This window comes from Inquilinus sp. YAF38 (genome assembly GCF_052113205.1).
GTDB lineage: Bacteria > Pseudomonadota > Alphaproteobacteria > DSM-16000 > Inquilinaceae > Inquilinus.
In genome coordinates this window covers 1-19,459 of record NZ_JBFRCU010000090.1, presented here as the reverse complement: position 1 = coordinate 19,459, position 19,459 = coordinate 1, and the positions used below count along the sequence as shown (strand labels likewise).

The window sequence follows — 19,459 nt, the reverse complement described above, 5'->3', positions numbered from 1 at the left end:
CCGCTTCGCGATCATTGCCGGAAGGCCCTGGTTGCGAAGCGGGGTCCGGCACGCTACCTCTTGCAGGACTGACAGATCTCTTAAGTGACAGGATCCCCCATGGTCGACCGCCCGTTCCCGCCGCGTCTCGACGACGAGGAAGAGGAAGAAGAGGAAGAGCGCCCCGAGAAGGAGAAGAAGGAGGAGCTTGGGCCGCAGATCGGCAACATCCTCTTCAAGAACCGGACGGTGCTGCTGTTCGGTGAAATCTCCATGAAGCTGGCGCAGGGGATCAGCGCGCAGCTGCTGGCGCTCGCCGCCGACGACGACAAGAAGCCGATCCGGCTGGTGATCAACTCGCCGGGCGGCCATGTCGAGGCCGGCGACACCATCCACGACATGGTCCGCTTCGTCGGCGCGCCGGTGAAGGTGATCGGCACCGGCTGGGTGGCCAGCGCCGGCGCCCATATCTACCTGGCGGCGAAGAAGGAGAACCGCTTCGCGCTGCCGAACACGCGGTTCCTGCTGCACCAGCCGTCCGGCGGCGCCGGCGGCCGGGCGGTCGATATCGACATCGAGGCGCGCGAGATCATCAAGATGCGCCGCCGGCTGAACGAGATCATCGCCAAGGAGACGGGCCAGCCGATCGAGAAGGTCGAGCGCGACACCGACCGGAACTACTGGATGTCGGCCGAGGAGGCGAAGGTTTACGGCGTCGTCGGCAAGATCATCGACAGCATCAAGGATGCCGGCTGACCCAGTTCGGCTGACGCGGCGGCGGGCCCTGCTGGGGCTCGCCGCCCTTCCTTTCTGCGCCGCCGCGGCCCCCGCCGTCGACCAGACCGGCGAGCGGCGCCTCAGGCTCTACAACCCGCACACCGATGAGCGCTTCGACGACGTCTACGCCGTCGACGGCGCCTATGGTGCCGACGCATCGAAGCAGCTGAACTGGCTGCTGCGCGACCATCATGTCGATGTGGCGACCGACATGGACCCTGGCGTCTTCGACCTGCTGTGGCTGATGTCCCGGCGCTATCAGGTGGCCACCAAGCGGCGGGTGACGATCAACCTGCATTCCGGCTTCCGCACCCCCGAGACCAACGAGAAGCTTCGCCCCGAAGGCGCCGCCCGCAACAGCCTGCACCTGCAGGGCAAGGCGGTGGACCTGTCGGTGCAGGGCTACGGCATGGTGTTCCTGGCGAATCACGCCCGGGCGGTCGCCAGCGGCGGCCTCGGCCTCTACTGGCGCTCCGACTTCGTGCATCTCGACACCGGGCCCAAGCGGCTCTGGTACAAGCGGTTCTGACCGCCGCCGGTCATCCCGCGGTCCCTCGGTTACTTTCAACACCCTTCTTGTGCGAACGGGCGGGAATGCCGAACTTGCCGCCGGTACCTATTCGTAACCAAGTTCGGAGAATTCCATGGCGAAGCTCGCCCTGATCGGCGCCAGCGGCAATGTCGGTTCCAAGATCCTGGCCGAGGCGCTGAGCCGCGGCCACGAGGTCACCGGCATCGTCCGCAACCCGGAGAAGCTGCCGCAGCACGCGAAGCTGACCGCCAAGCGCGGCGACGTGTTCGACGCCGACGGGCTGGCGAAGCTGCTGGCGGGGCATGACGCGGTGATCAGTTCGGTGCATTACACCGCCTCCGACCCCGCCTTGCTGCTGCAGGCGGTCAAGGCTTCGGGCGTCAGGCGCTATCTGGTGGTCGGCGGCGCCGGCAGCCTGGAAGTGGCGCCCGGCGTACAGCTGGTCGACACGCCGGAATTCCCCGCGCTGTACAAGGAGGAGGCGTCCAAAGGCCGCGACTACCTGACCCTGCTGCGCGGCGACACCGGCCTCGACTGGACCTTCCTGTCGCCCTCGGCAGTGATCGCGCCGGGCGAACGCACCGGCAAATTCCGGCTGGGCGGCGACCAGCTCCTGGTCGGCGCGGACGGGCAGAGCCGGATCAGCCAGGAAGACTATGCCGTCGCCCTGATCGACGAGCTGGAGAAGCCGGCCCATACCCGGCAGCGCTTCACGGTGGGCTACTGAGTCTCGGCCCATTGTTGTCCGCGGCGCGACGAATTGTTGTGCGATCGGCGGCTTGACCGCGGACCGCAAAAGCAACTCAATCGCAACGCCACCACCGGGCCCGGATCGACGTCCGACCGGGCCCGGACCGACGGGCTCAAGGCCCAAGCGGCACCCCTCCTCCCATCTGATCCGGAGACGATCATGGCTGACCTGAATGACCAGCTCGACCGTACCTGGGCGCCGCGCGTGCTCAGCATCCTGCGCATCGCCACCGCCCTGTTCTTCCTGCAGCACGGCATGGCCAAGCTGTTCGGCTTCCCGCATGTCGCCTATTTCGACGGGCTGCAGCTGTTCTCGCTGATCGGCCTGGCCGGCGTGATGGAGATCGTCGGCAGCGTGCTGCTGCTGATCGGGCTGTTCACCCGCCCGGTCGCCTTCATCCTGTCCGGCGAGATGGCGGTGGCCTATTTCATGGCCCACGCACCCGGCGGCTTCTTCCCGATCCTGAACCAGGGCGAGTTGGCGGCGCTGTACAGCTTCGTGTTCCTGTACCTCGCCGCCGCGGGCGGTGGGGCCTGGAGCCTGGATGCCGTGCGCAACCCGCGCCTGGCGATGGCCTGACCATTCCCGCGGCAGCAGCCGGCGCTACGGCGCCGGCTGCTGCTGGGTGATGCAGTGGATGCCGCCGCCGCCGAGGAAGATGTCGCGGGCATGGACCTGCACGACACGGCGGTTCGGGAAGGCGTCGCGGATGATGCGGAAGGCGCGCTCGTCCTCGGCCACGTCGAAGGCCGGCATCACGATGCCGCCATTGGCGATGTAGAAGTTGACGTAGGACAGGCTCAGCCGCTTGCCGTTGTGCTCCTGCCGCGCCGGCTGCGGCACCTCGATCACCTGCAGCGGTCGGCCCTTGGCGTCCTTGGCCGAGCGCAGGATGTCGAGATTGGTCTGCAGCGTGTCGAAATTGCCGTCGCTCTTGTCGTCGGTCGACAACGCCAGCACCACGCCCGGCCGGACGAAACAGGCGATCTCGTCGACATGGCCGTCGGTCTCGTCGTCCTCGATCCCCTCCGGCAGCCAGATCACGGTCGAGACGCCCAGCCAGTCGCGCAGGTTCTGCTCGACCTGGGCCTTGGTGATGTCCGGATTGCGGTTCGGGTTCAACAGGCACTGCTCGGTGGTCAGCACCGTGCCTTCGCCGTCGACATGAATCGCCCCGCCCTCCAGCACGAAGGGGGCGCGGAAGCGCCGGGCGCCGACATGCTTCAGGATCCGCTTCGCCACCACCGCGTCGCGGCTATAGGGCTGGTATTTCTGGCCCCAGGCGTTGAAGCGCCAATGCGCGCCGGCGAGATGGCCGTTGCGGTCGAGCAGGAAGGTCGGCCCCGAATCGCGCAACCAGCTATCGTCGATCTCCATCGACACCACGTCGATCGCGGTGCCGTTGCCGAGGGTCAGCGACGCCTCGGCCACATCCGACGGGTTGCAGACCAGGGTCACCGGCTCGAAATCGGCGATGGCCCGGGCGACGTCGGCATAGGCCGTGCGGGCGGCGTCCATCTGCTCGCCCCAGACCTCGTCGCGGCAGGGCCAGGCCATCCAGCAGCGGCTGTGGGGCTCCCATTCCGCGGGCATGACGTAGCCGAGGGATGCAGGGACGGTCACAATGGGGTTCCGCAGTGGTTCAGGCTCAAGCGCCAGAGGCTAGCCTCCGCCGCGTCCGGATGAAAGAGCCGGTTTTCGGACCCCGGATATGGATCGGGCCCGACCAACCGGCCAGGCCCGAGAAACCGATCGTCCCTAAGGACTAAGATGACAGCGTGGCAATCAAATGCGGCGCCGAGAGATCGACTTTTCCCCCTTCGTCAAACGGCGACCGAACGGCGCCAGACGAATGGTTCCAAAGATCGACAGAAACGACATGAGAAGCTCATGAATTGTTCTTGAACGCCGTAGATATAGTCGAACGGCCCGATTTTTGCTCCAGGGGCAAACGCCGAGGGTCACCTGCGCGCCACGCATGACTCAGAGTCCTGCGCGCCGAAGGCTGAAATCGGCGGAAAACGCCGTTTCGGCCGGCTCCGCCCTACGTTCCCGCTGCGAAAGCGAGCTGCTCGTCCCGCCGGCGCTTCTTCTCGTGCCGCACCAGCAGCCCGCCCGCGATTACCACGCCGGTGGTCACGATCACCACGATGATAGTGGCCAGCGCGTTGATCTCCGGCGTCACCCCGAGCTTCACCTTGGAGAAGATGTAGACCGGCAGGGTGGTCGAGCCGGGGCCGGAGACGAAGCTGGTGATCACCAGCGTGTCCAGCGACAGGGTGAAGGACAGGAGCCAGCCGGCGATCACCGCCGGCGAGATGATCGGCAGGGTGATCCAGAAGAACACGGTCAGCGGCCGGGCGCCGAGATCCATCGCCGCCTCCTCGATTGATTCGTCGAGGCTGACCAGCCGCGACTGCACGATCACCGCGACATAGGCCAGGCAGAAGGTGATGTGGGCGATGGTGATCGTCACCATGCCGCGGCCCTGCGGGAAGCCGAACAGCCCTTCCATGGCCACGAACAGCAGCAGCAGCGACAGGCCGGTGATCACCTCCGGCATCACCAGGGGCGCCGTGACCAGGCCGGAGAACAGCGTACGCCCACGGAACCGGCCGAAGCGGGCCAGCACCAGCCCGGCCACGGTGCCGAAGACGCAGGCGACGGTGGCGGCGATGGCGGCGATCTCCAACGACCGCCGCGCCGCATCCAGCATCTGCTGGTTTTCCAGCAGCGTGCCGTACCATTTGGTCGAGAAGCCGCCCCAGATCGTCACAAGGCGGCTCTCGTTGAAGGAGTAGATCATCAGCAGGATGATCGGCACGTAGAGGAAGGCGTAGCCGAAGACCAGGCAGGTGAACAGGAACCAGGGCCGCCTCATCGCTCCGCCTCCTGCTGCTTCGCCTGGACGTACTGGAACACCATGATCGGGATCACCAGCACCAGCAGCAGCACGATCGCGACCGCGGAGGCGACGGGCCAGTCGGTGTTCTGGAAGAACTCGTTCGACAGCACCTTACCGATCATCAGCGTATCGATGCCGCCCAGCAGCTCGGGGATGACGTATTCGCCGACCGCCGGGATGAACACCAGCAGCGAGCCGGCGATGATGCCGGGCAGCGACAGCGGCAGGGTGATCAGCAGGAACGCCTTCCACGGCCGGCAGCCGAGATCCTCCGCCGCCTCGAGCAGCGAGCCGTCCAGCTTCTCCAGCGTCGCATAGAGCGGCAGGATCATGAAGGGCAGGTAGGAATAGACGATGCCGATATAGACGGCTGTGTCGGTGTGCAGGATCTCCAGCGGCTGGTCGATGATGCCGAGCCAGATCAGCAGGTTGTTGAGCAATCCCTGCTGCTGGAGGATGCCGATCCAGGCATAGACCCGGATCAGGAACGAGGTCCAGAACGGCAGGATCACCAGCATCAGCAGCGGCACCCGCCACTGCTGGCTCGACCGGGCGATGGCATAGGCCATCGGATAGCCGATCAGCAGGCTCAGCACCGTCGAGATGGCGGCGATCTTCACCGAGCTGAAATAGGCGCTGACATAGAGCGGGTCATCGAGCAGGAACTGGAAGTTGCCGATGCTGAGCGAGATGCCGAGATGGGCCTCGTCGATCCAGTCCCAGAGCGGCGTGTAAGGCGGCTGGCCGATCACCTTGTCGGCGAAAGCGATCTTCAGGACGATGACGAAGGGGACGAGGAAGAACAGGAACAGCCAGACATAGGGCAACGCGATGACACAGCTGCGGCCCAGCCGGCCGCTCAGCCGCCGCAGGATCGAGGGACCCGCCGCGACCCGCGGGGCGGCGCCGTCCGCCGCGTCGCTCGCCGTCACCGCGGTCATTGYGTCAGCACCACGCCGGCGAAGGGCTGCCAGGACAGCCAGACCTCGTCTTCCCAGGTGATCGGCATCTCGGTCAGGCGCGAGACATTCGGCGCCGTCACCCGCACCGTCTTCCCGTTCGGCAGCGCGATCAGATAGATCGACAGGTTGCCGAGATAGGCGATCTCCTTGACCACACCCCTGGTGCTGTTGGTGCCGTCCTCGCCGGGCGGCTGCTTCGAGATGGCGATCTTCTCCGGCCGCACCGCGACCCAGACCTGGGTCCCGACCGGCACCGGCAGGCCATGGCTGATATACAGCCGGCAGCCGGCCTCCGGGCTGTCGATGATGACATGCTCCGGATGGTCCTCGGCGATCCGCCCCTCGAACAGGTTCACCGAGCCGATGAAGTCGGCCACGAATTTCGATTGCGGGTATTCGTAGATCTCGGCCGGGGTGCCCAGTTGCGAGATGTAGCCGGAGTTCATCACCGCGATCCGGGAGGACATGGTCATCGCCTCCTCCTGGTCGTGGGTGACGACCACGAAGGTGATGCCGACCTTCTCCTGGATGTTCACCAGCTCGAACTGGGTCTGCTCGCGCAGCTTCTTGTCGAGCGCGCCGAGCGGCTCGTCCAGCAGCAGGATCTTGGGCTTCTTGACCAGGCTGCGCGCCAGGGCGACCCGCTGGCGCTGGCCGCCCGACAGCTGGTGCGGCTTGCGCTTGGAGAAGCGGCCGAGCTGGACCAGGTCCAGCACCTCGGCGACGCGGGTCTTGATCTCGGCCGACGGCACGCGGTCCTGGCGCAGGCCGAAGGCGATGTTCTGCTCCACCGTCATATGCGGGAACAGCGCATAGGACTGGAACATCATGTTGACGGGCCGGTCGTAGGGCGGCACCGCGGTCATGTCGACGCCGTCGATGAAGATCTTGCCCTCGGTCGGCCGCTCGAACCCCGCCATCATCCGCAGCAGCGTGGTCTTGCCGCAGCCGGACCCGCCCAGCAGGGCGAAGAACTCGCCGCGATAGATCGACAGGCTGACATCGTCGACGGCGGTGAAATCGCCGAACTTCTTGGTCACCTTCTCGATCCGGACGTAAGGCTTCTCGTCCGGATTGCGCCATGGCTGCGGCGCCGTCTGCTGCTTCGGCTTGGCTTGCCCSATCCCGGTCTCCGGCCCCTGTCCCCCAAAAGTGGAACGGCCGCCGCATCCGGTCTGGGATGCGGCGGCCGCGCTGTCTACTGGCCGGTGCGGAACCGAGTCCAGGTCCGCGTCCGCAGGCGTTCGTAGCTGGATGACGCCTCGGTGATCGCGAACAGCCGCTTCATCACATCCTCGGGCGGGAAGATGCGCGGRTCGTTGGCGATGTCGGGGTTCATCAGCTCCTTCGCGCCGAGCACCGCGTTGCCGTAGCCGACGAAGTCGTCGATCCCGGCCATCACCTTCGGCTCGAGCAGGAAGTTGATGTAGGCGTAAGCCTCGTCCGGGTGCGGTGCATCCTTCGGAATCGCCGCCATGTCGAACCAGATCTGCGCCCCTTCCTTGGGGATGAAGTAGTCGATGGTGACGCCGTTCTTCGCCTCGTCGGCCCGGGTCTTGGCGATGTTGACGTCGCCGGACCAGCCGAGGGAGACGCAGACGTTGCCGCCCGCCAGATCGTTGATGTACTGCGACGAGTGCAGGTACTTCAGGTAGGGTCGGATCTTCATCAGGGCGTCTTCGGCCTTCTTCAGATCCTCCGGCTTCTGGCTGTTGGGATCGAGGCCGAGATAGTTCAGGACCGAAGGAATGACGTCGGTCGGGCTGTCCAGCATGGTGATGCCGCAATCGGCCAGCTTCTTGGCGTTCTCCGGGTCCAGCACCATGGCGATGCTGTCCGGCGTCGCGTCGCCCAGGCGCTTCTTGACCTGGTCGACATTGTAGCCGACGCCGACCGTGCCCCACTGGTAGATGATGGCGTGCTTGTTGCCGGGATCCGCGGTCTCGACCAGCTTCATCAGCGCCGGGTCGAGGTTCTTCCAATTCGGGATCTTGGACTTGTCGAGCTCGAGATAGACCTTGGCCTTGATCTGGCGCGACAGGAAGGGCTGCGCCGTCGGGACGACGACGTCGTAGCCGGAATTGCCGGTCAGCAGCTTGGCTTCCAGCGCCTCGTTGCCGTCATAGGTGTCGTAGACGGCCTTGATGCCGGTGGCCTTGGTGAAGTCGGCCAGCGTGGTCTCGCCGATATAGTCCGACCAGTTGTAGATGTTGACGACCTTCTCCTGGGCCAGAGCCGGCACTGCCACGGCGCACAGCGCCGCGGTCGCGAGAAGGCTTTGCACGAGACGCTTCATGTACCCGTTCCCTGTCTGTGATCTGTTCGAGATCCGTCGAGCCGGCTCCCCTTCTGATTCAATGCAACTCGCCGCCATGAAGGCTGTCAATCGCGGCGATGGCGCGGTGCACAAAACGGGCTCGAACCGTCCTCCCTGTGCCCTGCGTCCGTGACATTTGCAACCCCGTCCACAACGAAGAAGGGCGGCCGTATCATGGCCGCCCTGCCCCCTTACATCTTGCCGACATCCCGCGCCGTGGCGTCGATCGCGAGCTTGGCCCGCCGGACCAGCTCATCGACCTCGTCGCGCGAGATCACCAGCGGCGGCGACAGCACCATGGCGTCGCGCACACCGCGCATCACCAGGTCGTTCGCGAAGCAGTGGTTGCGGCACTGGGTGCCGACCGAGCCGTAGTTCGGGAAGCGCTGCCGGGTAGCCTTGTCCTGGACCAGCTCGATCGCCGCGATCAGGCCGACGCCGCGCACCTCGCCGACGATCGGATGGTCGGCGAAGGCCTCGCGCAGCCGGTCCTGGAAATACGGGCCGATATCGGTCCGGGTGCGGTCGACCAGCCTTTCCCGCTCCAGGATCCGGATGTTGGCCAGCGCCACGGCGCAGGCCACCGGGTGCCCCGAATAGGTGAAGCCGTGATAGAACTCGCCGCCTTCTTCGATCAGCGTCTCAGCCACCCGGTCGCCGACCATGACGGCGGAGAGCGGCAGGTAGCCTGAGGTGATGCCCTTGGCCAGAGTCATCAGGTCCGGCTTGATGCCGAAGAGGTCGGAGCCGAACCATTCGCCGGTGCGGCCGAAGCCGGTGATCACCTCGTCGGCGATCAGCAGCACATCGTGCTCGCGGCAGATGCGCTGCAGCTCGGGGAAGTAGCTGGCGGGCGGGATGATGACGCCGCCGGCGCCCTGGATCGGCTCGGCGATCACCGCGGCGACGCTGTCGGCGCCCAGCTCCTTGATCCGGTCCTCGACCGCCTTGGCAGCCAGCTTGCCGAAGGCCTCGGGCTCCAGGTCGCCGCCATTGTCGTACCAGTAGGGCGCCATGACGTGGTGGAAGCCCGGGAACGGCAGGTCGGCCTGGCGGTGCATCGCCCCCATGCCGCACAGCGACACCGCGGCCATGGTCGAGCCATGATAACCGTATTGCCGGCCGATGATGGTCTTCTTGCGGTGCTTGCCCTTCAGGTCCCAGAAGTGCCGGACCATGCGGACGATGGTGTCGTTCGCCTCCGACCCGCTGTTGGCATAGAAGACGCGGCTGAGGCCGGCCGGCGTGATCTCGGCCAGCTTGGCCGACAGCTCGGCCGCGGCCGGCGTCGTCGTCTTGAAGAAGGTGTTGTAGAAGGGCAGCTCGAGCATCTGCTCATGGGCGACATCGGCCAGCTCCTTGCGGCCGTAGCCGACATTGACGCACCACAGCCCGGCCATGCCGTCGATCATCTGGCGGCCTTCGGAATCCCACAGCCAGACGCCCTCGGCGCGGGTGATGATGCGGCTGCCGCCCTCGCTGGCGAGCGATTTGTAGTCGGTGAAGGGGTGCAGGTGATGGGCGGTGTCCAGCGCCTTCCACTCGGCGGTGGTACGGCTGGCAGCAAAACTGTTCATGACGCGACCTCGCGTGAATCCGGACGAAAAATGCGGAAACCGGGCCGCCTCTTGCAGCGGTCCCGTAGCAACGTCAGGCGCGCGGCGGGTTATAGCCGATCCGCGCGCACAGCAGCATCAGCTGCTGCTTGCGCGATTGACGACTGCGATGGGGCCGTGGCCGTGTCATGGTGCCGCAAGCATATCGCTGCCGGCGTGCGGCGTCACTAGCCGAGCGAATCGGGCCGTCAGCTCACCGGCGCGCTGCGGTCGAACACCGCCAGGATCGGGCCGACCCGGATGCCCCAGCCGACCGACAGCCCGTCCGGCGCCGACAGCGCCGAGACCGAGCCGTCGAGATAGAGCGCGTTGCGGCAGCCCAGCGCGTCGCGGAACAGCCGGGCAAAACTGCCGAAGCTGACCCCGTCGCGCGAGATGGCGAAGACCACGGTGTGGTCGTCGCGGATGCCGACGCCGTTGCGGGTCTTGCGCGACGGGCCGTCGTCGCTGAACAGCGGATGCAGGGCGCCGTCGATCACCAGCAGCGGGCCGGACTGGGTGGCGATGCCGGCGGCTGGGGCCTGGCGCAGAAAGGCTCCGGTCTCCAGGATCCCGGCGCGCTCGCCATCGGCGTAGAAAACGCCGTTCGGTTTCATGAAGAAGTTGCCGTCGCCATCCGCCTCGTTGGCCGGGTGCAGCTCCCGCCCGCCGGAAACGAACAGGCCGACCGGCGAAAGGTCCTCGTGGTACATGCCGGCATTCATCGCCACGACCGGCGAATCGCCGGCGGCCGCCATCGCCCGCTTGAACGCGTAGAGCGAGCCATAGGGCCGGCCGTCGCGATCCTGCAAGAACAGGCCGAGGCGGTAGCGGCGCAGGTCGATCTCGCAGATCGTGTAGTCGACCGCCTCGAAGGAGACTGCCCTGCAGGGCCGCCCGACGGCCCCGCCCTCCGGCGTTGTAAAGGAGGAAGCCCCCGGCGCGGGCGCGGGCGCGAGCGTGGCCGCCGCCGGCGGGGCCGGCTGCGCGATCTCGGCCGGCTTGGGCGTGCTCACGGCCGCGCCGCAGGCGGCGGTCAGCAGCAGCAGCACAAGCATCGGCACGAATCTTGCCAAGCGTTGCCGATCAGGCGTTTGATGAGACATTGGCTGCATACGGGCCGCTTGGCCTGCATTTGATTGCGACATTGATCTGGAGAATTTTCATGCTGGGGAATTCACGCCGAACACTGACATGGCTTCACCTCGGACTGGCCGGACTGCTGCTGGGCTTGGCAGGCACCGCACAGGCCGCGGACGATCCGCTGACGGGCAAGGAATACAAGGTCCTGCTCGATCCGGCAAAGTTGCAGACACAGCCGGTTGCCAACGTCGACAGCTTCTTGGCGGAGCTGCGGACCAGGCTGACCGCCGCCGGTTTCGACCGCACCGTGGACGGCAGCTTCGCCGTCGACAAGGTGCGCACCGTCCGCTACTACGATTCGCCGGGTACCTGCCGGCTGAACAAACTGAGCTACAGTCTCCRCGAACGGGTCACGGGCTCCGAGCGTGAGATCAACCTGAAGTTCCGCTCGGACAGCCAGTCGAAGGCCGCCCAGGCCGATGTCAGCGGCAGCGTCAGCGGCGCCGAGACCAAGCTCGAGGCGGACATCACGTCGGACAATTGGGTGTACTCCCATTCCACCACCGAGCCGCTGTCGGCCACCAAGACCCTGACCACCCTCAGCGACGTGGTCGACTTATTCCCACCAACCAAGTCGCTGAACCTGCCGAGCCAGGAGCCGCTGGCCATCGTCGGCGCCCTGTCGATCACCGAGCGAACCTATGACGGGCCGAGGAGCGACCTCGGCCAGAGCAAAGCGAAATTCACCCTGACGCTTTGGTATGCCGAACCATCCCTGAACGTCGCCGGCGCCGAGGTGTCGTTCAAGGTCGAACACAAGAATGGCGATTTCACGGACAAGGTCGACCAGCGCTCGAAGCTGATGTTCGACGCCATCCACGGCATGACCGGCTGGGTGTCGACCAACCCAACCACCAAGACCCAGTGGGTCTACCAGTACCAGCCGAACTTCTGCAGCTGACCAGCGGCAGCCGAAAATTAAGATCCGTCATGGCGAGCCCCGAGGGGGCATGGCCATCCAGCAGCACCGCTCTCTGGATGGCCACGGCGCTGCGCGCCTCGCCATGACGGGTAATGGTCCGGATTCCCGATCAGGGCCCGTAGCGGCGCTGCGCCTCGATGGCCAGGCCGACGCCGACCGCGCCGAAGCTGTCCCCCTCCACCACCCGGGCGGCCGGCGCCTCGGCCAGCGCCGCGGCGCGGAAGGCGGGCAGCAGGGCCGAGCCGCCGGTCAGGAACACGGCGTCCAGCCGGTCCGGGGTAAGGCCCGCCGCCTGGATGCAGCGCCGGATCAGCGCCGACAGCCTGGCGACGGCATCGCCGATCGCCGAATCCAGCACCGCCCGGCCGGCGCGCAGCCCGAGCTTGGGCTCGACCAGGCGCAGGTCGATCACGGTCGGATCCTTGTCGCCGAGCGCGATCTTCGCCGCCTCGACCCGCAGCGCCAGGCTGTGGCCGAGATTGCCCTCCAGCACCCGCAACAGCCGGTCGAACTTCTCGGGCGCACGCGATTCGCGGCGCACGTCGCGCACCTCCGCCACCACCTTGGGGGCATAGAGCGCGTTGATCCGGCTCCAGGTCGCCAGCATGTGGAAGTAGCGGCTGGGCGCCACCGCGCCTTGGCGCTTCATCTTCGTACCGAGGCCCAGCGCCGGCATCACCGTGGCCAGGCTGAACAGCCGGTCGACATCGGTGCCGCCCAGCCGGATGCCGTCATTGGCCAGGATGTCGCCCACGCGGTCCGGCAGCGCCCTGCGCTGTGGCCCCAGCCGGACGATCGAGATGTCGGAGGTGCCGCCGCCGATGTCGACGATCAGCGCCACCTCCTCCCGGTCCAGCCCGGCCTCATAGGTGCGGGCCGCGGCGATCGGCTCGTATTCGAAGGATACCTCGTCGAAGCCGGCCTCGCGCGCGATCCCCTGCAGCGTGTCCTGGGCGACACGGTCGCCGGCCGGGTCGTCATCGACGAAATGCACCGGCCGGCCATGCACCACCCGCTCCAGCGCGTGGCCGCAGGCCGCCTCGGCCCGCGCCTTCATCTCAGCCAGGAAGATCGCGATCACCTGCTTGAAGCCGATGCGCTCGCGCCCGACCCAGGTGTCCTCCTCGATCAGCGGCGTGCCGAGCACCGACTTGATCGAGCGCATCAACCGGCCGTCCAGGCTCTCGACATAGGAGTCGATGGCCGAACGGCCGAAGCGCGGCGCCCCGCCGACCAGGTCGAACCAGATGGCGCTGGGCAGCGCGGTCGCCGAATCCTCGAGCGGCAGCAGCCGCGCGCCCCGCGAATCGACGATGCCGAGGGTCGAGTTCGAGGTGCCGAAATCCAGGCCGCAGACCGCCATCTCCGCCTCCGCCGCGCAACGCCAAAAGCCCCGGATCCGGTCGGACGGGGCTGGGAAAGGGCGGCGCTTTTAGCGCATGTCGGGAGCGAGGGGAAGAGGCCGCGGCGGCGTCACGCCGTCGCGGTGCCCTGCAGGCCGAACACCTCCGCCACCAGCTCGTAGCTGCGCAGCCGGGCGGCGTGGTCGTGGATCATGCTGGTGATCATCACCTCGCTGGCCACGGTCTCGCCGGCCAGGCGCTCGATCTCGGCCTTCACCGTCTCCGGCGTGCCGACGATCTGGTTGCGGCGGGAGTTCTCGGCGACGCGCTTCTCCTCCGGCGTGTAGGGATAGGCCAGCGCCTCCTCCGGGCTCGGCAGCACGCCCGCCCGGTTGCTGCGCAGCCGCACCCAGGACAGCTGGTGCGGCGCCGCCAGCCGCTCGGCCTCCGCCGCGTCCTCGGCGCAGTAGACCGAGACGGTCAGGATCGAATGCGGCTCACGCATCTCCGGCGAGGGCTGGAAGTTGGTGCGATACAGATGCATCGCCGGCATCGTGTATTGCGGGCTGAAATGATGGGCGAAGGCGAAGCCGCAGCCGATCCGGGCGGCGAAGCGGGCGCCGAACTCGCTGGAGCCGAGCATCCAGACCGGCGGCAGCGGTACGTCCTCCGGCACCGCGTGGACGTTGCGGAAGGCATGGTCGGCCGGGAAGGTGCCGTCAGCGAAGGCGCGCAGCTCGGCATATTGCTCCGGGAAGTCGTTGGCGATGACGGCCTCCTGCGACCGGCGCAGAGCCAGCGCCGTCAGCCCGTCCGAGCCGGGGGCGCGGCCGAGGCCGAGATCGATCCGGCCCGGATGTAGCGATTCCAGCATCTTGAAGGCCTCGACCACGCGCAACGGCGCGTGGTTCGGCAGCATCACCCCGCCGGACCCGACGCGGATCCGCTGCGTCACCTGGGCGACATGGCCGATCAGGATCTCCGGTGCGGTCGAGGCCACGCCGGGAATCGAGTGGTGCTCGGCCACCCAGTAGCGGGTGAAGCCCAGCCGATCGGTCAGCCGGGCGAGATCGAGCGAGTTGCGGACGGCCTGGCCGGGCGGAGAGCCGGAGGCGATCGGCGCGAGGTCGAGGACCGAGAGCGGCAATGTCATCCTCTGAACTTTGGCGGCCGCGGCCCCGGTTCAAGGCGCGAGGCGATCCGGCATGGCTGCGCCGGCCGCATGGCGGACATCCGCCGCGGACGGCGGACAGCTGTGGACAGAGGTGAGACTCGGGCCGGGCGCAAACTTCCCGACCGTCGTTTGACGTCAGTCCCGTCAGGCGAGCGCCCCGCGGCGCGCGGCCACGCCCGGTGCGACGGCGCAGAGCAGCTCGAACATCAGGGTCGCCCCGGTGATCGCGGTCAGGCCCGAGGGGTCGAAGGGCGGCGCGACCTCGACCAGGTCGGCCCCGATCAGGTCCAGCCCGGCCAGGCGGCGCACCATGCGCTGGGCCTCGCGGGTGGTGATGCCGCCGATCTCCGGCGTGCCGGTGCCGGGCGCCATCGAGGGGTCGAGGGCGTCGATGTCGAAGGTCGCGTAGACAGGGCCGGGGCCGAGGATCTCCAGTGCCTCGTCCATCACATCGTCGGGGCCACGGCGGTCGAACTCCTCGATGAAGATCATGCGGATGCCGCAGGCCTTGGCGAAATCGTAGTTGCCGGCGTCGGAGATCGAGCCGCGCAGCCCGATCTGGACCATCCGCTTCGGGTCGACCAGCCCCTCCTCGATCGCCCGGCGGAACGGCGTGCCGTGGTTGTAGGGGTTGCCGAAGAAGCTGTCATACGTGTCGGAATGGGCGTCGAACTGAATCAGCCCGACCGCGCCGCCGGCAGCGATGCCGCGCAGGATCGGCAGCGACACCAGATGGTCGCCGCCGGCCGAGACCGGCACCGCGCCGGCCTCGTGCAGATCCGCATAGAAGCCGGCGATCGACTCCAACGACTTCGCCAGGTTGATCGGGTCGACCGGGGCGTCGCCGCAATCCCCGACCCGCACCAGGTCGTAGGGCGACTCGCCGGTTACGTGGTGTACCCGGCGCATCAGGCTGGACTGGTTGCGCAGCTCGCGCGGGCCGTGCCGCGCCCCGGCACGGTTGGTGACGCCGCCGTCGAACGGCACGCCGACCAGGGCGATGTCGACCTCGGCGGGCGTCGCCACCGGCAGGCGCATGAAGGTCGGGATGCCGGCGAAGCGCGGCACCTGCCCCGAATCCAGCGGCTCGAACTTGCCCACCAAGGTCCCCTCCCGATCTTGCCGGCCGGCTCAGACGTTCAGCAGCAGGTTCTCGCGCTCCCAGGAGCTGATGACGCGGTGATAGGCGTCGTACTCCTTGTTCTTCACCCACCACACCGCATCGACCAGCTTCTCGCCCAGCACCTCGCGCAGCGGGCGCGAGGCGGAGAATTTGTTGAGGCTGTCATAGAGGTGGCGCGGCAGGGTGAAAGCCAGGCGCTTGGCCGAGCCCTCGACCGGGTTCGAGGGCTGCATCTCGTTGACGATGCCGAGATAGCCGCAGGCCAGCGAGGCCGCGAACATCAGATACGGGTTGCAGTCGGCGCCGGCGACCCGGTTCTCGACCCGCTTGGCCTGCGGCTCGTCGATCGGAACGCGGAAGCCGACGGTGCGGTTGTCCATGCCCCAATGGACGTTGATCGGCGCATCGCTCTCGGGATCGAGGCGGCGATACGAGTTCACGTTCGGCGCGAACAGCGGCATCGCCGCCGGCACGAATTTCTGCAGGCCGGCGATGTAGGACAGGAACAGGTCGCTGTTCCCGCCGGTCTCGGTGGCGAACAGGTTCCGGCCGGTCTTGGCGTCGTTCACGCTCTGGTGCAGATGCATGGCGCTGCCGGGCTCGTTCTGCAGCGGCTTGGCCATGAAGGTGGCGTAGACGTCGTGGCGCATCGCCGTCTCGCGCACCGTGCGCTTGAAGATCAGAACCTGGTCGGCGAGCTCGAGCGGGTCGCCATGGTTGAAGTTGATCTCGATCTGCGCCGCCCCGGCCTCATGCGCCAGAGTGTCGACGTCGAGGCCCATCGCCTCGCAATGGTCGTAGATCTCCTCGAAGATCGGGTCGAATTCGTTGACCGCGTCGATGCCGTAGGACTGGCGCCCGGTCTCCGGCCGGCCGGACCGGCCGATCGGCGGCTCCAGCGGATAGTCCGGGTCGATGTTCTTCTTCACCAGGTAGAATTCGAGCTCGGGCGCCACCAGCGGCTTCCAGCCCTTCGCCTCGTACAGCTTCAGCACCCGCCGCAGCACGTGGCGGCAGGACAGTTCGCAGGGGCTGCCGTCGACATATTCCGCGTCGCAGATCACCTGCGCCGTCGGCTCCTCGTACCACGGCACCATCCGGATCGTCTGCGGGTCGGGCACCATGTAGATGTCGATATCGGCCGCATTGGTGACGTCGTCGTCGGGGTAGTCCCCGGTCACCGTCTGCATGAAGATCGATTCCGGGATCCGCATCCCGCGGGTCTTCAGGCCCTTGATGAATTTGTCATCGGGCAAGATCTTGCCCCGGGCGATCCCGTTGATGTCCGGGACCAGGCACTCGACTTCGGTCACGCCGTGCTCGTGAATGAAGTCCACCATCTTTTGCATAAAATCTGGTCAGCCCCTTTAGGCGGACCCCGCTTCTCGTTTCAGCCGGGTCACCATAGCCGAGCCCCCCGGGGGGGTGGGAAGCGGAAACGGGCGCCGCATGGCCGCTGCGACTCGGCCCGGCTTGACACTTCCAGGCCGGCTGCGAGGATGAAGGCCTCTCGGCAACAATTGCGTGACCAAATGCATGAACGCACATCGAACGACATCGTAAGCAATTTCCGCGCACAATTTCCTGACATCACCCACATCGACGCCCTGGTCTGCGACATGTGCGGCGTCCTGCGCGGCAAGAAGGTCCCCGTCAGCGCGCTCGACAAGATCTTCCGCGACGGCCTGACCTTCCCCGGCTCCCTCTTCGCCACCGACATCACCGGCGAAACGGTCGAAGAGACCGGCCTCGGCTTTGCCGACGGCGATGCGGACCGCGACTGTTTCCCCGTCCCGCACACGCTCGACCCGGTGCCGTGGCTGTCGCGCCCGACGGGTCAGGTGCTGCTGGCGATGCAGGACCTCGACGGCTCCCCCTTCTTCGCCGATCCGCGCACCGTGCTGGCCAACATCGTGCAGCGCCTGCGCGACGACGGGCTGCACCCGGTGGTGGCGGTGGAGCTGGAATTCTACCTGGTCGACCGCAAGCGCGGTGAGGACGGCCGGCCGCGGCCGCCGGTGTCGCCGATCAGCGGCAAGCGCCAGGACACCACCCAGGTCTACGGCATCGACGAGCTGTACGACTTCAACGACCTGCTGCACGAGATCTACGACACCTGCGTGGCGCAGGGCATTCCGGTCGACAGCCTAGTCTCGGAATACGCGCCGGGGCAATACGAGATCAATCTGCGCCATGTCGACGACCCGCTGGAGGCCTGCGACGACGCGGTGCTGTTCAAGCGCGTGGTCAAGTCGGTCGCGGCCAAGCACGGGGTCGAGGCGACCTTCATGGCCAAGCCCTACCCGGACCAGGCCGGCAGCGGCTTCCACATCCATATGAGCCTGCTGGATGCCGATGGCGTGAACCTGTTCGCCGCCGAGGATCCGCACGGCACCCCGATGCTGCGGCACGCCATCGGCGGCCTCGGCGTCACCATGGCCGATGGCATGGCGGTGTTCGCCCAGAACCAGAACGCCTTCCGCCGGTTCCAGCCGAACTCCTACGTCCCGCACGCCCCGACCTGGGCGGCCAATAACCGCAGCGTGTCGCTGCGCATCCCGCCGGGCAAACCGAAGGACCGCCGGGTCGAGCACCGCGTCGCCGGCGCCGACAGCAACCCCTATTTGGTGGTCGCGGCAGTGCTGGCCGGGGCACACCACGGCATCAGGCGGCAGATCGATCCGGGCCCGCCGATCCAGGGCAACGCCTATGCCAAGATCGAGCCGACGCTGACTTCGTCCTGGATCGTGGCGCTGGAGCAACTCGACGGCTCGGCCTTCTTCAACGAGTATTTCGGCCGCCGGTTCCTCGACGTCTACCTGGCCCTGAAATGGGCCGAGCGGGACAAGTTCTTTTCCCAGATCAGCCAGCTCGAATACGACTGGTATCTGAGCAAGGTCTAGGCCCTGCTGCGACGCTCCTGGCTGGCTTCCGCCGGCCGGGGCCGCCGCTTCGGCGTCTCCGGCGGGGCGGCCGCCGGCTCTTCGGCCGGGCGGCGCTGCCGCTTGGCCGCTGCGGTCTTGCGGTCGTGCAGATAGATTTCAAGCAGCTCCGTCAGCCGCTCCTCATTGCCGGCGGTCATCTCCGCGCGGGTGGCGAAGGCCAGTTCCCGCGCCTCGTGCTCGCCCAGCTGGGTGATTGAGTACTTCTTCTGGCGGCGCACGCCGTCCTGGGTCCAATAGGCAGTCCAGAAGGCGGAGGTCCCGCCGGGACGCACATAGCGTGCAACCCCGGGGACACCATGTGGCGTGTTCCGGCGCGGCAGTAGCCGCGTCCGCAGCGACCGGATCTCCTGGTGATCGGGCAGATGCTCCAGGGCGAAGGCCTCGGCGGCAGCCTTCGCCTTCTTCGAGGACCCGCCATGGGCCAGATCTGAAAAAAACTTGCGCGTGTGCCGCCCGGCGACCGAATACCGCACGAGCCAACCGAGCATTCGCTTTGCGGGGTTGTCAATTCGGCTGACGCGCATCGAGATCTCCATGTTGGTCAAGGGGATATTGACACAGCGCGCCCTGCTTTTGCAGCAGTTGTCGAGGCATTAACCATTTGTATGATTCCGGAGATGCGGCAGTCGCCGCCCGGGCGAAACTCCCGGCCGGAATCCTTCGAGGACAAGCGAATGCTGGAGCTGCGACCGAACTGCGAATGCTGCGACAAGGATCTGCCGCCCGACTCGCGGGAGGCAATGATCTGCAGCTTCGAATGCACCTTCTGTGCGAGCTGTGCCGGGACGGTGCTGGGCGGCCGCTGCCCGAATTGCGGCGGCGGCTTTGCGCCACGCCCGATCCGGCCACCGGCGGCACTGGCCCGCCACCCCGCCTCGGCTGTTCGGGTGCTCAAGCCGGAGGGATGCCGGCCGGCCGCCGAAGGCTAAGGGCGAGTTGAGCCCTGCGGCACGCCTGGCGCCGCGCGGCATAGCCCCGATCTGGCTAAGCC

The 19,459-nt window shown here is 67.1% G+C and carries 19 protein-coding genes; 7 read left to right on the top strand and 12 right to left on the bottom strand.

Annotation, left to right across the window (positions count from 1 at the left end; translation table 11 throughout):
• Positions 1-99 precede the first annotated feature (99 nt).
• From AB4Z01_RS29315 to AB4Z01_RS29300, 4 genes are all read left to right on the top strand, one after another.
• On the top strand, positions 100-735 hold the full coding sequence (locus tag AB4Z01_RS29315; RefSeq protein ID WP_441699641.1) for an ATP-dependent Clp protease proteolytic subunit: 636 nt from the start codon (positions 100-102) through the stop codon (positions 733-735).
• On the top strand, positions 725-1,285 hold the full coding sequence (locus AB4Z01_RS29310; protein ID WP_441699640.1) for a YcbK family protein: 561 nt from the start codon (positions 725-727) through the stop codon (positions 1,283-1,285). The genes AB4Z01_RS29315 and AB4Z01_RS29310 overlap by 11 nt, the downstream gene beginning before the upstream one ends.
• A 115-nt stretch (positions 1,286-1,400) precedes the next feature.
• A complete protein-coding gene (locus AB4Z01_RS29305; protein WP_441699638.1) occupies positions 1,401-2,015 on the top strand; it encodes an NAD(P)-dependent oxidoreductase in 615 nt (204 codons plus the stop codon).
• 183 nt (positions 2,016-2,198) lie between these two features.
• Complete coding sequence (locus AB4Z01_RS29300) at positions 2,199-2,618, top strand: DoxX family protein (RefSeq protein WP_441699636.1); 420 nt, start codon at positions 2,199-2,201, stop codon at positions 2,616-2,618.
• Between the two features lie 24 nt (positions 2,619-2,642).
• Here AB4Z01_RS29300 and aguA read toward each other — a convergent pair whose 3' ends face one another.
• From aguA to AB4Z01_RS29265, 7 genes are all read right to left on the bottom strand, one after another.
• Positions 2,643-3,662: an agmatine deiminase gene (gene aguA / locus AB4Z01_RS29295; protein WP_441699635.1), complete on the bottom strand. Its 1,020-nt coding sequence runs from the start codon at positions 3,660-3,662 to the stop codon at positions 2,643-2,645.
• A 421-nt stretch (positions 3,663-4,083) separates the two neighbouring features.
• Positions 4,084-4,920: an ABC transporter permease subunit gene (locus AB4Z01_RS29290; protein ID WP_441699633.1), complete on the bottom strand. Its 837-nt coding sequence runs from the start codon at positions 4,918-4,920 to the stop codon at positions 4,084-4,086.
• Positions 4,917-5,885, bottom strand: coding sequence for an ABC transporter permease subunit (locus tag AB4Z01_RS29285; RefSeq protein ID WP_441699631.1), 969 nt, complete (start codon positions 5,883-5,885; stop codon positions 4,917-4,919). The genes AB4Z01_RS29290 and AB4Z01_RS29285 overlap by 4 nt, the downstream gene beginning before the upstream one ends.
• Entirely contained in the window at positions 5,882-7,030 is a 1,149-nt protein-coding gene (locus AB4Z01_RS29280) for an ABC transporter ATP-binding protein (RefSeq protein ID WP_441699655.1), read from the bottom strand. Before AB4Z01_RS29280 ends, AB4Z01_RS29285 begins: the two co-directional genes overlap by 4 nt.
• A gap of 74 nt (positions 7,031-7,104) precedes the next feature.
• Positions 7,105-8,202: a polyamine ABC transporter substrate-binding protein gene (locus tag AB4Z01_RS29275; protein WP_441699629.1), complete on the bottom strand. Its 1,098-nt coding sequence runs from the start codon at positions 8,200-8,202 to the stop codon at positions 7,105-7,107.
• A 212-nt stretch (positions 8,203-8,414) separates the two neighbouring features.
• Positions 8,415-9,800, bottom strand: coding sequence for an aspartate aminotransferase family protein (locus tag AB4Z01_RS29270; RefSeq protein ID WP_441699628.1), 1,386 nt, complete (start codon positions 9,798-9,800; stop codon positions 8,415-8,417).
• Positions 9,801-10,027: 227 nt separating this feature from the next.
• Positions 10,028-10,876: a phosphodiester glycosidase family protein gene (locus tag AB4Z01_RS29265; RefSeq protein ID WP_441699626.1), complete on the bottom strand. Its 849-nt coding sequence runs from the start codon at positions 10,874-10,876 to the stop codon at positions 10,028-10,030.
• A gap of 11 nt (positions 10,877-10,887) precedes the next feature.
• On the opposite strand from AB4Z01_RS29265, the gene AB4Z01_RS29260 reads away from it, so the two are divergent.
• The gene (locus tag AB4Z01_RS29260) at positions 10,888-11,862 is read left to right on the top strand and encodes a hypothetical protein (RefSeq protein ID WP_441699624.1); all 975 of its coding nucleotides are present in this window, start codon (positions 10,888-10,890) and stop codon (positions 11,860-11,862) included.
• A 130-nt stretch (positions 11,863-11,992) separates the two neighbouring features.
• Here the strand turns inward: AB4Z01_RS29260 and AB4Z01_RS29255 are convergent, their stop codons facing one another.
• From AB4Z01_RS29255 to AB4Z01_RS29240, 4 genes are all read right to left on the bottom strand, one after another.
• Positions 11,993-13,246 (bottom strand): Hsp70 family protein, encoded by a 1,254-nt coding sequence (locus AB4Z01_RS29255; protein ID WP_441699623.1) that lies wholly within the window; start codon positions 13,244-13,246, stop codon positions 11,993-11,995.
• A gap of 110 nt (positions 13,247-13,356) precedes the next feature.
• The gene (locus AB4Z01_RS29250; RefSeq protein ID WP_441699622.1) at positions 13,357-14,373 is read right to left on the bottom strand and encodes an LLM class flavin-dependent oxidoreductase; all 1,017 of its coding nucleotides are present in this window, start codon (positions 14,371-14,373) and stop codon (positions 13,357-13,359) included.
• Between the two features lie 171 nt (positions 14,374-14,544).
• On the bottom strand, positions 14,545-15,501 hold the full coding sequence (gene speB / locus AB4Z01_RS29245; protein WP_441699654.1) for an agmatinase: 957 nt from the start codon (positions 15,499-15,501) through the stop codon (positions 14,545-14,547).
• Between the two features lie 30 nt (positions 15,502-15,531).
• Positions 15,532-16,872 carry a glutamine synthetase family protein gene (locus AB4Z01_RS29240; protein ID WP_441699621.1) on the bottom strand — a complete coding sequence of 447 codons (1,341 nt, stop codon included), beginning with the start codon at positions 16,870-16,872 and terminating at the stop codon, positions 15,532-15,534.
• 183 nt (positions 16,873-17,055) lie between these two features.
• Here AB4Z01_RS29240 and AB4Z01_RS29235 point away from each other — a divergent pair, with 183 nt between their 5' ends.
• Positions 17,056-18,426: a glutamine synthetase family protein gene (locus AB4Z01_RS29235; protein ID WP_441699619.1), complete on the top strand. Its 1,371-nt coding sequence runs from the start codon at positions 17,056-17,058 to the stop codon at positions 18,424-18,426.
• Here AB4Z01_RS29235 and AB4Z01_RS29230 read toward each other — a convergent pair.
• Positions 18,423-19,013, bottom strand: coding sequence for an AP2/ERF family transcription factor (locus AB4Z01_RS29230; protein WP_441699618.1), 591 nt, complete (start codon positions 19,011-19,013; stop codon positions 18,423-18,425). The two genes, AB4Z01_RS29235 and AB4Z01_RS29230, sit on opposite strands and share 4 nt — an antisense overlap.
• A 129-nt stretch (positions 19,014-19,142) precedes the next feature.
• Between AB4Z01_RS29230 and AB4Z01_RS29225 the strand changes: the two genes are divergently transcribed.
• Positions 19,143-19,397 (top strand): DUF1272 domain-containing protein, encoded by a 255-nt coding sequence (locus tag AB4Z01_RS29225; protein ID WP_441699616.1) that lies wholly within the window; start codon positions 19,143-19,145, stop codon positions 19,395-19,397.
• The last annotated feature ends 62 nt before the right edge of the window (positions 19,398-19,459 follow it).